At 57.8% G+C, this 12,058-nt stretch carries 13 protein-coding genes; 9 read left to right on the forward strand and 4 right to left on the reverse strand.

Annotated elements, in window-relative coordinates; all coding sequences use genetic code 11:
• Positions 1–185 precede the first annotated feature (185 nt).
• Together IT895_RS06225 and IT895_RS06230 are read left to right on the forward strand one after the other, a co-directional pair.
• Positions 186–1,082 (forward strand): alpha/beta fold hydrolase, encoded by an 897-nt coding sequence (locus tag IT895_RS06225; protein WP_199285043.1) that lies wholly within the window; start codon positions 186–188, stop codon positions 1,080–1,082.
• Positions 1,083–1,092: 10 nt separating this feature from the next.
• Entirely contained in the window at positions 1,093–2,130 is a 1,038-nt protein-coding gene (locus IT895_RS06230; RefSeq protein ID WP_085917396.1) for a patatin-like phospholipase family protein, read from the forward strand.
• 5 nt (positions 2,131–2,135) lie between these two features.
• On the opposite strand, the gene IT895_RS06235 is transcribed toward IT895_RS06230, so the two are convergent.
• Positions 2,136–2,705 carry a Smr/MutS family protein gene (locus IT895_RS06235; RefSeq protein ID WP_085917397.1) on the reverse strand — a complete coding sequence of 190 codons (570 nt, stop codon included), beginning with the start codon at positions 2,703–2,705 and terminating at the stop codon, positions 2,136–2,138.
• 156 nt (positions 2,706–2,861) lie between these two features.
• On the opposite strand from IT895_RS06235, the gene prmB reads away from it, so the two are divergent.
• The 7 genes from prmB (at position 2,862) to IT895_RS06270 (ending at position 9,232) form a co-directional block, all read left to right on the forward strand.
• The gene (gene prmB, locus IT895_RS06240) at positions 2,862–3,821 is read left to right on the forward strand and encodes a 50S ribosomal protein L3 N(5)-glutamine methyltransferase (protein WP_085917398.1); all 960 of its coding nucleotides are present in this window, start codon (positions 2,862–2,864) and stop codon (positions 3,819–3,821) included.
• 13 nt (positions 3,822–3,834) lie between these two features.
• The gene (aroC, locus tag IT895_RS06245; RefSeq protein ID WP_085917399.1) at positions 3,835–4,926 is read left to right on the forward strand and encodes a chorismate synthase; all 1,092 of its coding nucleotides are present in this window, start codon (positions 3,835–3,837) and stop codon (positions 4,924–4,926) included.
• A gap of 73 nt (positions 4,927–4,999) precedes the next feature.
• Complete coding sequence (locus IT895_RS06250; protein WP_199285044.1) at positions 5,000–5,386, forward strand: hypothetical protein; 387 nt, start codon at positions 5,000–5,002, stop codon at positions 5,384–5,386.
• 154 nt (positions 5,387–5,540) lie between these two features.
• A complete protein-coding gene (locus IT895_RS06255; RefSeq protein WP_085917401.1) occupies positions 5,541–5,975 on the forward strand; it encodes a phasin family protein in 435 nt (144 codons plus the stop codon).
• A gap of 111 nt (positions 5,976–6,086) precedes the next feature.
• Positions 6,087–7,934, forward strand: coding sequence for a class I poly(R)-hydroxyalkanoic acid synthase (gene phaC, locus IT895_RS06260; RefSeq protein WP_085917402.1), 1,848 nt, complete (start codon positions 6,087–6,089; stop codon positions 7,932–7,934).
• 239 nt (positions 7,935–8,173) lie between these two features.
• Entirely contained in the window at positions 8,174–8,626 is a 453-nt protein-coding gene (locus tag IT895_RS06265; protein WP_199285045.1) for a copper chaperone PCu(A)C, read from the forward strand.
• Positions 8,627–8,650: 24 nt separating this feature from the next.
• Positions 8,651–9,232, forward strand: coding sequence for an SCO family protein (locus tag IT895_RS06270; protein ID WP_199285046.1), 582 nt, complete (start codon positions 8,651–8,653; stop codon positions 9,230–9,232).
• A 1-nt stretch (position 9,233) separates the two neighbouring features.
• Here the strand turns inward: IT895_RS06270 and IT895_RS06275 are convergent, their stop codons facing one another.
• From IT895_RS06275 to IT895_RS06285, 3 genes are read right to left on the reverse strand one after another with little or no spacing between them, the layout of a single operon-like run.
• On the reverse strand, positions 9,234–9,659 hold the full coding sequence (locus IT895_RS06275) for a hypothetical protein (RefSeq protein WP_233337383.1): 426 nt from the start codon (positions 9,657–9,659) through the stop codon (positions 9,234–9,236).
• Positions 9,634–11,100 carry an apolipoprotein N-acyltransferase gene (gene lnt, locus IT895_RS06280; protein WP_199285047.1) on the reverse strand — a complete coding sequence of 489 codons (1,467 nt, stop codon included), beginning with the start codon at positions 11,098–11,100 and terminating at the stop codon, positions 9,634–9,636. The genes IT895_RS06275 and lnt overlap by 26 nt, the downstream gene beginning before the upstream one ends.
• A gap of 40 nt (positions 11,101–11,140) precedes the next feature.
• Positions 11,141–12,031: an HlyC/CorC family transporter gene (locus tag IT895_RS06285; protein WP_085917406.1), complete on the reverse strand. Its 891-nt coding sequence runs from the start codon at positions 12,029–12,031 to the stop codon at positions 11,141–11,143.
• Between the last annotated feature and the right edge of the window lie 27 nt (positions 12,032–12,058).

Consider the following 12,058-nt stretch of genomic DNA (forward strand, 5'->3'; position numbering starts at 1 on the left):
AAGACCCAGTTGCGTGTTCGGGTGTCACGGTGGGGTTTCATAAAAGCCTCATTAGCAGGAAAAAGATGGACGTTGGCGAGCGCCCGTAATTTTGTACAGACATCGGTGTTTGGCATGGTACCGTTTGTGCTTTATGCCGTCATCTTGCCGCCTGGGGCGGTTGGTTTGCTTAGGATAGGTTCATAATGTCTCGACCCACTGCAACGCGTTATCCTCATTCCCTTTACCTCGCCCAAGGTCGTCTGGCGGCGCTGAGCTGGGGGCGTGATGCGGCCCCTACTTGGCTGGCGCTCCACGGCTGGCTCGATAACGCGGCGAGTTTTTCCCGGTTAGCGCCGTTGCTGGTGGAAGCACTGGATATTCGCATTGTGGCTATCGATTTTCGTGGTCACGGGCATTCAGCACATGCGCCGGCGGGCGAGGATTATGCGCTGTGGGATTATTGCCACGACGTGCTTGATGCCATGGACGATTTGGCCATTGAGCGAGTGGCATTGCTCGCCCACTCCATGGGCGCCGCGGTGGCCTGCCTATTGGCTGCCGCCGTGCCGGAGCGCATTGAGTTCATGACGCTGCTGGATGGCTTGGGTGCGCTCAATACGCCCTCTGGTGACACGACAAGCCAACTGCGCAAGGGGTTAATGGCGCATAGGCGGCCCATTTCCCGGGCGCCGCGTTATCCTGATCTGGCCACCGCGGTGGCGGCTCGAGTGGCCGGTGGCGTTACACCGTTAGACACCATCACCGCCACGCCGCTGGTGGAGCGCAATGCCGACGTAACGGCCGACGGACACGTGCAGATGCGCACCGACAGCCGCTTGTTGAAGCCATCGCTGGTACGCTTTACACCTTCCCAAGTGTTAGCGCTACTGGCCGACATCCAGGCACCGGTGCTATTGATAGAAGGTGAGGAGGGCATCTTAGGCAAGCGCGACTGGGCAGAAAAAGCCCGCCAGGCGGTACCGCACTTAACACGCCATGTACTGGCAGGCGGTCATCACCTTCACCTGGAGCCCAAGGCGGTATCTGGGGTTGCCGAGGTGATGACGCAATCATTAATGAAACGTCGGGATCAGTCGTAGGAAACGAGCGATGAACGAACAGAGCCTGACCGATGGCAGTGTATCGAGAGGTAATAAAGTGGCACTGGTGCTGGGTAGCGGCGGTGCCCGGGGCTATGCACACATCGGCGTGATTGAGGCGTTGGAGGCACGGGGCTACGAGATCATCTCGATCGCCGGGTGTTCCATGGGCGCGCTGATAGGCGGTATTTATGCGTCGGGTAAACTGCCTGACTATCGCGAATGGGTGTGTGATCTGGACTATCTGGATGTGCTCAGGCTGGTCGATGTGACCTGGAGCCCAATGGGTGCCATGCGGGCCAGCAAGATCATGAGCAAGTTGGAAGGGCTGGTGGGCGATACATTGATGGAAGACCTGCCGATTCCGGTGACCACCGTGGCCACTGATCTGGTGCGCCAGCGCGAGGTATGGTTTCAAAACGGCCCGCTGCTGCGCGCGATACGGGCATCAATCGCCGTCCCCGGCGTGATTACCCCTGTGCATCTGGGGGATCAGGTACTGGTCGACGGAGGTCTGCTGAACCCGCTGCCCATGATGCCCATACTGGCCGCCCACGAAGCAGATTTTGTGGTGGCGGTGAACGTGACTGCCCACAGCCCGCAGCCGGTGTCTTTGGAGGCACTGCTTCCCAAGGATGAGAATAACGACAGCCGCACCACCCGGGAGCGTGACCGCGATGCCAATATTGGCGGCTGGATGGACGAGGTGCGCGCCACCACGCGGCGGCTATGGAGCGAACTGGGCAGCAGTAGCGAAGAAGAGGGTGAGGTGGATGAAACGATGGACCTTCGCGGCAAGCGCGAATGGGGCAAGCTGGATATGATCCTCGAATCATTCGATATTACCCAGGCGGCACTGGCCAAATATAAAATTGCCGGTTACCCGCCCGATATTCTCATCGAAGTGCCCAAAACGGTGTGCAGTACCTACGAGTTTCACCGTGCCAAGGATCTGATCCGCCTGGGCCGTCATCTGGCCGATGAGGCCCTGGCGCGGCACGTGCCCGATAGTGCGTCGGATGCGCAAGAATCGGGTGTGGCAGAATAACGAGACTACTGACCGCGCTTACGTAGCAGGATATAGACCGCACCGGTGCCGCCGTCGATCTCGATGGCGGAACAGAATGCCAGGACCCCGGGCCACTCGCGCAGCCAAGCATTGGTGTGGCTTTTAAGCACTGGAAAATCGGCAGTGGTGCCCCAGGCCTTGCCGTGGACAACCAGCACGCAGCGAAGCCCCTGAGCGGTCGCGTCACGCAGGAAGCTCTCTAGCTCCAGCCGGGCTTCTTCAAGGGTGTAGCCATGTAAATCTAGGCCAGCCTGCCAAGCCGTCTGGCCGCGCTTGAGTTGGCTGAAGGTGCGCCAGGGCAAATCGGCGACGCTGAATTCCAGGTATTCGGAAGGACGTACCGCCTCGACCCGGCCGTCGGATGTGCGGCCGCTGGTGGCAAAGGTACTGCTTTCCACCGCCGCCTGCCGTCTGGCCTGCTGGGCATCATCATTGCGCTTGGGTTTGCCGGGGTCGGCCTGATTGGTGGCCATGCGACGCACGCCCGCGGCTTTCAGCGCCTGGCGGAAAGCACTGATATCGTCATCATCGGGCAGGTGGCGGTGTCGTGTCATGACAGGCTCAAATGGCAAATGGGCAAAACGGAGAACAGGCGCACAGTATAGCGAGATGCACGCTGCTGTGAACCGGGCAGCGTCAAAGGTACAATCTTTTCTTTAGCCATGCCGTCTCCCGATGGGGATGGTCGCCTTTGTTGACCAGGAGCCAATGTGACCCAGCCTCTCAACGCCGAGACTTCGCCTTCCTCCCTCACCCTGCCGGATACGGCGCTGGTGAGCGAGCTCATAACCTTACGTGACTACCTGCGCTGGGTATCCAGCGAGTTCTATTTGGCGGGACTCTATTACGGCCATGGCACCGAGTCGGCATGGGACGAAGCCGTTGCGCTGTGTCTGGGGGCACTGCATTTGCCCTGGAATGTCGACCCGGGTGTACAGGATGCGCGGTTGTTGCCGATGGAGCGCGAGCGCATAGTGGTCCTTACCCGTGAGCGAATCACCACGCGCCGACCGCTGCCTTACCTGTTGGGTGAGGCTTTTTTTGCCGGTTATCCGTTTAACGTTGATGAACGCGTGCTGATCCCGCGCTCACCGATGGCGGAGCTGATCGAGGACGGCTTCGCGGCCTGGTTCCCCGAGGAGCCGCCCGAGCGGGTACTGGATTTGTGCACCGGCTCCGGTTGTATCGGCATTGCCACCGCGCTTTATTTGCCCACTTGCGAGGTGACGCTGGCCGACATTAGCCAGGAAGCCCTTGCCGTGGCGCGCCAGAATATCACCCGCCACGATGTCGGCGAGCGCGTACGTGCGGTGGAAGCTGACGTGTTCAGCGGGCTGGAGGGCCAGCGCTTTGATGTCATTATTTCGAACCCGCCCTATGTCGATCAGCGTGACTTGGCCACCATGCCCGCCGAATTTCGCCACGAGCCTGCTTTAGCGCTGGGAGCGGGTAGCGACGGTCTGGATATCGTACGACGCATTCTGCGCGAGGCACGTGCGCACCTGACCGATGAGGGGTGGCTGATCGTCGAAGTGGGCAACTCAGACCGCCACGTGGAGGCTGCTTTTCCAGAAGTGGCGTTCATGTGGCTTGAATTCGAGCGTGGCGGCCAGGGTGTCTTTGCCCTGAGCGCTGCTGAACTCGACGCCCATGCGGCGTCTTTTGCGTGAGGAACTAAGGCTCATGTCCGGCAATACATTTGGCAAACTATTTACCGTTACCACCTTCGGGGAAAGCCACGGCCCGGCGCTAGGCGCGATCGTCGATGGCTGCCCGCCAGGGTTGCCACTCTCCGAGGCGGATCTGCAGCACGACCTGGACCGCCGCCGCCCCGGTAGCTCGCGGTATACCACCCAGCGCCAGGAAGCGGACCAGGTGAAAATCCTGTCGGGCGTTTTCGAAGGCAAAACGACCGGCACCTCGATTGGTTTGATCATCGAGAACACCGATCAACGCTCGAAAGATTATTCAAAAATCAAGGACCAGTTTCGCCCTGCCCACGCGGACTACACCTATCACCACAAGTATGGTCACCGTGACTATCGTGGGGGAGGGCGTTCAAGCGCGCGGGAAACCGCGGTGCGGGTCGCCGCGGGTGCCATTGCCAAACAGTATCTGGCGGCTCAGGGAGTGCAGGTGCGTGGCTATATGAGCCAGCTCGGCCCGATCAAGATAGATTTCAATTCCTGGGATGCCGTCGGGCAGAACGCGTTTTTCTGCCCCGATCCCGCCAAAGTGCCCGAGCTTGAGGACTACATGGATCAATTGCGCCGCGATCAGGATTCCGTCGGCGCGGAGATCACCGTGGTGGCTGAAGGTGTTCCGGTCGGGCTGGGTGAGCCGGTATTTGATCGCCTGGATGCTGATCTGGCGCATGGTTTGATGAGTATTAATGCGGTAAAAGGGATTGAGATTGGCGCCGGGTTTGGGTGCATCGATCAACGAGGCAGTGAGCATCGCGACGAGATGACGCCGGAAGGCTTTTTGTCCAACCACGCCGGCGGTGTTCTGGGGGGGATTTCCAGCGGCCAGCCCATTGTGGCCCGCCTGGCGCTCAAGCCGACGTCGAGCATCACCACGCCGGGGCGCTCGATCGACGTCAACGGCAATGCCGTCGAGGTGGTGACCAAAGGTCGTCATGACCCTTGCGTGGGTATTCGCGCAACGCCCATCGCGGAAGCGATGATGGCGATAACGTTGATGGATCACTGGCTGCGGCAGCGTGGGCAAAACGGTGCAGTAAGCGTTGATACACCACGTTTAACCCAACGCTAACGGCAAGGTGTCCCTCGCATATCGCTGCTACACTCAAATAAAACAATATTGGTTAATGAAGCAGGAGCCGCCAATGAAGATTAACGTTGAGTTCGATCTCACCCCCGATGAGTTTCGCCAAGCGCTGGGGTTGCCCGACGTTGGAGCGTTTCAGCAACACCTGCTTGAGAACATCCAGCGGCAAATGGAGTCCGGCGTTGAGGGGTATGACCCCATGAGCCTGATGCGGCCTTTCCTGCAGCAGCCCATGATGCAGCAGGGCCTTTCACAGGGGTTGTCCAATTTCGGCACCTATCAGCAGATGATGCTGGATATGTTGAAACAAGCCGGGAATGCCAGTAGCAGCGATGCACCTGAAGAGGAAAAGGCTCAAAGTGGCACGACAAGTACCAAGAGCGCCAATGCTAATACCAAGGCAACGGCATCTTCCCGGTCACGGGCAAAACGGAAATCGGAGTAATGAAACCCGGACACGACCAAAGCGCTAGAGGCCGTTTTCGTCAAGGTAGTTGCAACATGCCCTGTCAATCATTACTCTTTTTGCAGTGCAGCAATTCGTGTTCAAGTGAGTCACTCACGGCTCATGCCAAGGAACGAATAGAGGAGTAGATACCATGCAAGATAAAATGATGGACGCCTTCAACGCCCAGACCCGCCAAATGTTTGAGCCGATGCGCAAGATGAACTCGCTGATGCTCAACAACATGGAAAAGATGACCCAATATCAGCTGGAAGCGATGAAGCGCTACAGCCAGATGGGTACCGAGCGCCTGCGCAGCGCAACCGACGTTCAGGATGCTGAAAGCCTGCGCGACTTCGGCACGCAGCAAGCGGCGATGATGAACGAGCTGTCTCAGAAAATGCAGGAAGACGCTCGCGTGATGAGCGAGATGAGCCTTGAATTCAAGGCAGAGATGGAAAAGCTGTTTGGTGAAGCAGGCAAGCAGATGGCCGACCAGGCCAGCGCCGCGGCCAAAGGCGAGCAGCCAGCCGCCGCCAAGGGTGAGCAGTCCGCAAAAGCGAGCAGCCAATCCTCGCGTAAAAGCTGATTGACCCGATTGATCGCGGCGCCCAAGGGCGCCGCGCCTATTTTGAGCCTTTGATTACCTGCCATCAAACAGGCTGCGTTAGCGTTGCCGCGCCGGTAAAGGAGAACGAAGATGTCAGCAGAGTGGGAATTACCGCCCCATGGCCTTTCTCAAGAAGAGCTGGAAGCGTGGAATGCACAGCTGAAAGATATTGGTGAGCAGTATCAAGGACTCATGCAGGATCTGTTATCGCGCATTGCGCCAAGCGAAGCGGCAGACTCCGTGTATAGCGACATGCGGGAAAGCTTTGAAGCCGGCGCGCAGTCATTAATGCAGAACCCGACGCTATTATGGCAGACCCAGTCACGCCTGTTGCAGGACCAGTGGCTGCTGTGGCAGCAGGGCATGCGGGCGATGGCCGGTGAAGAGGTATCGCCAATGGTCACGCCGGAGAAAGGCGACCGGCGATTCAAGGACGAGGCCTGGACCCGGGAACCCCACTTCATGGCCATCATGCAGCAGTACCTGCTGTTTTCCCAGATGGTGGATGAGCTGGTGGACAGTCTGAGCGGGATGGACGAAACCCATAAGCGCAACCTGGCCTTTTATGCGCGTCAGGTCGTCAACGCGATGTCGCCGACCAACTTTGTCACGACGAACCCCGAGGTCATGCGCCGCACGCTGGAAACCAAGGGGCAGAATCTGGTGGAGGGGCTTGAGCGGCTGCGCGATGACCTGGCCAATTCTGCCGAGGGCATCAACGTCCGTATGACGGATCGCAGTGCCTTTGGCGTTGGCGAAAACATCGCCGTTACCCCTGGGGCCGTGGTGTATGAAAATGAGTTGATGCAGCTGATCCAGTACACGCCCACCACCGAAAAAACCTATAAAACACCACTGCTGGTCGTGCCACCGTGGATCAACAAGTACTACGTACTGGATCTGCGCGAAGATAATTCGATGATGAAATGGCTTGTCGACCAGGGGCATAGCGTATTTCTGATTTCCTGGCGCAATCCGGGGCCGGAACAGCATGACATCACCTGGGCCGATTACATGCAGTTGGGCCCGATTACCGCCATGGAAGCGATTGAAAAGGCTTGCGGTGAAAAGTCCGTCAATCTGTTGAGTTACTGCGTTGGCGGCACGCTGACGGCATCGACCGTGGCCTATCTCACCAGCACACGGCGTGGCCGCAAGGTTAAATCGGTGACCTACATGGCCACCCTGCAGGACTTCCGTGATCCCGGCGATATCGGTGTATTCCTCAACGAACGCGTCGTAGAGGGCATTGAAGAGAGTATGCAGTTGAAAGGGTATCTGGACGGGCGCTCGATGGCCTATACCTTTAACCTGCTGCGTGAAAACGATCTTTTCTGGTCGTTCTACATCAATAATTATCTGAAAGGTGAAACCCCGGCTGCCTTCGACCTGCTTTACTGGAACACGGACGGTACCAACCTGCCTGCCGGAACCCATGCCTGGTACCTGCGGCACATGTACCTGGAGAACAAGCTGGTCGAGCCCGGCGGCATCGAACTTGACGGGGTGAAGATCGATCTCAGGAAAATATCGGCGCCCAGCTATTTTGTGTCGGCCAAGGAAGACCATATTGCCAAGTGGAACAGCTCCTATTACGGCGCGCTGTTGCCAAAAGGGCCATCAACCTTTGTGCTGGGCGGTTCGGGGCACATTGCCGGTATCGTCAATCCGCCCCATAAGCAAAAATATGGCCACTGGACGAACGATCAGCTGCCTGAAAGCCATGAAGCCTGGTTTGAGGGGGCGACCTTCAATGAAGGGTCGTGGTGGCCTCACTGGCAGGCCTGGGTCACCGAAAATGGCTATGCGGACCCGGATCCGAAAAAAATGGTCGCCGCACGTCAGCCAGGTGAGGGCGAGTTAAGCGTGATCGAGCCCGCCCCCGGGCGCTATGTAAAGACCACGATTCCTGAAGTGTTGGGTGAAATACCTGAATAGGTGACCAAGTACGTTCCGCCTGATGAAGCCCTGCCTTAACGGTGGGGCTTTTTTCGTATAACCAGACAATCGACGGTGTCGCTGACATAATGTCGCATCAGGGTTGCGGAAACCTGGAATCTGGCTATGGTGATGAAGCTTTTGAGATGCTCAACAACGTCAGCGCGCAAAGCGTCTAGCGTGTCAGTTGACTAGAACAGCACCGAAAAACTCAGTCCTTCCCCAAAAGGAGAAATAAGATGGTCAGTCACCTATTCAAGGCCCCTCGGCTGTTAGCCGGTGGCATGCTGCTGATGCTGATAACCGCCGGACATGCCAGTGGACAGGACGTGCAGGTCAGTAACGCGCGATTGAGTTTGTTGCCCGGTGAGCAGCCGGGAGCGGGGTATTTTCAGCTACATAATACCGGCGACGAGACAGCTGTTTTAGTCGGCGCGCAAAGCGAGGCCTTTGAAGACGTCGAGATCCATATGAGCAGCGAGGAAAATGGCATGGCGCATATGCACGCCATGGAGCAAGTGGAAATCGAGGCGGGGGAGCGTTTCGAGTTTGCCCCAAAAGGCCATCACTTGATGTTTATCGGGCGTCTGAAAACCTTTTCTGAAGGTGATGATGTCGAGGTGCTGCTGGAGTTTGACGATGCTCAGCAGCTGTCGGTCACGTTCGATGTGGTATCCCCTGTATCGCTTTAATACGCTGTCACGCAGGACGAGTTAATGATTAAACAGTTGTTTATTGTGCTGGCTGCGCTGTGGCTCGTCGGCTGTGTTGATCGAAGCTGGCGCACGGCAGAAACCCACGAGATCATGCCGCCACTGGATTTTTCGTTGATTGACGAAAACGGTCAGGCCGTCGAGGCTGAAGAGTATCGGGGTAAGGTCACACTGGTTTACTTTGGGTATACCTATTGCCCGGATGTGTGCCCGATTACGCTGGCCAGACTGGCAGGCACGTTGAACCGATTGGACGATGACGTCCGTGACGACATCCAGGTGCTGTTCATCTCCGTTGACCCGAAGCGTGATACCCCCGAGGTCGTAAAGCGCTACACCAATGCCTTCGGCACTGAGTTTATTGGCATTACGGGAGACCTGGCGGAAATAGACGCCCTGACCAACCGTATGCGTGTCACGTATGATTACGAAGAACCCAACCAGCGTGGTGACTATATTGTGACGCACACAAGCGCGGTTTTTGCATTTGACCGGGAAGGAGAGGCACGATTCCTGATCCGTGACAGCCATCCGATCACTGACGCCGTTGCCGATATCAACCAGCTGGTGGATCAGGGGGACTAGGTTACTGGCAGGCGACGGATAGACTGCAGCGCGACTTATAACGTCGTGACTTTATATCCAGGATCACGTCGTCGCTTTGCGTATCGTACATGAACGACGCGTAGCCGCGGTCAGACGAAGCGGTACGGTACAGCCCACAAATAGTGTAGCCGTATTGCACCTTCTGTAGCTTGGCAAGCTCGATGTCACCGGGGGAACCGAGGGTTTGCGACAGGGCACGCTGAATATCATCGTCGACATTGCTGTCGGATAATGCCTGTCCGCCAAAAATGGCGCCGCCCAGTAGCAACGCCAGGATTACCGGAAGCGCGACGAGCAATAAGAAGGGGCGAGATTTAAGCATGGCAATACCTGTAACGGCGTTATCGACACCCGGCCGCATACCGACCTGATTGCCCAGTTTACCGGCGGCGAGTCTGCGGCACACCCACCAGCACCATGAGTGCGGCTAAAAACCACACCGGCCAGCTTCCCATCCGGGTAAACGGCGTTAACCCCTGGGTGGCGTAGAACTCGCCGGCGAGCGATGTGGTCTCGAACTGGGGCGCGCGCTCGACCACGCGACCCTGTGCATCAATGATCGCGGTAATGCCGTTGCTGGTCGCACGAAGCACGTAGCGGCCATTTTCCAGCGCCCTGAGACGCGCCATCTGCAAGTGTTGGTGCGGGCCGATCGAGTCGCCAAACCAGGTATCGTTGGACAGCGTCATCAATACATCGCTGTCTCTGGCGCGGTCGGCCACCAATTGCGGGTAAATGATTTCATAGCAGATGGCATTGCCGATGCTGACCCCCGCAGCCTGCATTGGCGCCTGGTCGGACTCCCCTTTGGTAAAGCTCGACATGGGCAGGTTGAAAAAGTCGATAGCCCCGCGCAGCAGACTTTCCAGTGGCAGGTATTCGCCAAAGGGCACTAAATGCTCTTTTTGATAGCTGCCTTCGACATTACCCACACCTACCACGCTGTTGAAGTAGCGCTCGTTGATGTCACGCTGAACGATGCCGGTCATCAGTGCCGTGTCGGTGGGCAGATTGCTCTGTACGCGCTCAAGCACCGGGCGTGCCTGGGTTTCCACCATGGGCAGGGCCGTTTCCGGCCACACAATCAGGTCAACGTTATCGGCGACGTCGCGGGTCAAGTCGCTGTAAATGTTGGCGGCATTGCGCTGGCCTTCAGGGGTCCATTTTTCGAGCTGGGGAAGATTGCCCTGTAGCAGTGCGACCCGCGTGGGTGTTTCGGCGGGTGTGGTCCACTGCGAGGGCAACGCCAGTGGTAACAGCCAGACAGCCGCCAGTGGCGCGAGTGTCCACCATTGGCGGCGCAGCAGCAGCGCCGCGCCGAGTGTGCCACTGAGGGCAACCAGCAGCGATAGCAGATAGACACCGCCGATGGGCGCCCAGCCGGCCAGCGGCGAGTCTACATAGCCTGAGCCGAGTAATAGCCAGGGAAAACCGGTGAATAGGTAGGTGCGCAGGACTTCTCCCAGCACCCAGATGCCGGCAAAGCTGACAAGGGCCAGTCGGGGGCCGGTAAAGCGGCGGTAGAGCCACAGCGTGCCGGCGTAAAACAGCGCCAGTACGCAGACGAACAGGGCGGTGAGAAACAGCGCAAGCGGTACGCCGGTATAGCCGTAGTCGTGGATCGATACGTAGACCCAGGAAGCACCGCTGCCAAACAACGCCACCCCGTAGAGCCAGCCCTTGAGGGCCGCCTGGGCGGCGGTCAGTTGATGAGTGCCTGCGTACATCAAGCCTGCGGCAACCGGCCCTAACCACCATAGCTCAAATGGTGACGCCGTCAGCGTTGTGAGGCCGCCAGCCATCAGTGCGGCGATTAGCTGTCGATACACAGCTGGGATGCTACCCATAGCGAGATATCCTTATGTCCTGAACGTTGAGGCGTGAAGGCTAGGTGTCGTTCTGCTCGTCGTCGCTGCTGTCAGGGCGTTGTTCCCGGTAGGCCTCAAGCAGGCGGATGCGGCGGTTGTCGGCGTTGAGGACCTCAAAGCGCCAACCGCCCAGGTGGGTATATTCGCCGCGTTGCGGCAGGTGGCCAAATTGCTGCATCACCAGTCCGCCGATGGTATCGAATTCATCGTCAGAGAACTGGGTATCGAAGTGCTCGTTAAAGTCGTCGATGGTGGTGAGGGCACGGATGGCATAGCGCTTGTTGTCGAGCTCGCGAATATCCTCTTCCTCGTCGGCGTCGTGCTCATCTTCAATGTTGCCGACAATCTGCTCAAGAATATCCTCGATGGTAATAATGCCCGCCGTGCCACCGTATTCGTCGACCACAACGGCCATGTGGTTGTGGGTGTCGCGGAACTCTTTAAGCAGGCTGTTGAGTCGTTTGGATTCAGGAATGAACATCGCCGAGCGAACGATATCAGCCAGTTGAAACGCATCGCGCTCGGCCTGGGTCTGTGAAAGCAGCGGTAACAAATCCTTGACCAGCAGAATGCCTTTTACATCGTCAAGGTTTTCGCCAATCACCGGATAGCGTGAGTGACCGGTCTCTTGAATGAGCGCCAGGTACTCTTCGCTGGTCTGATCAAGAGTGATCGCCGAGATCTGTGAGCGGGGGATAAGGATTTCGCGAACCTGTTGGTCGCTGATTTCCAGTGCGCCTTCAATGATCATGATGGCGTCCTGATCAAGCTTTAAACGCCCTGCCGCGTGGCGTAGAAATTCCAGTAACTCATCGCGGGAGCTGGGTTCGTCGTTGTCGCCCGAAAGGGCGCTAAAGAGTTTCTCGAGCCAGGATCGTTGATTGGCGTTGCTCGATCGGTCTTCGCTCATGCAGGTAATCTCTTGTTGACGGACTCA

This window comes from Halomonas sp. A40-4 (genome assembly GCF_015767635.1).
In the GTDB taxonomy this organism is placed as follows: Bacteria; Pseudomonadota; Gammaproteobacteria; order Pseudomonadales; family Halomonadaceae; genus Vreelandella; species Vreelandella janggokensis.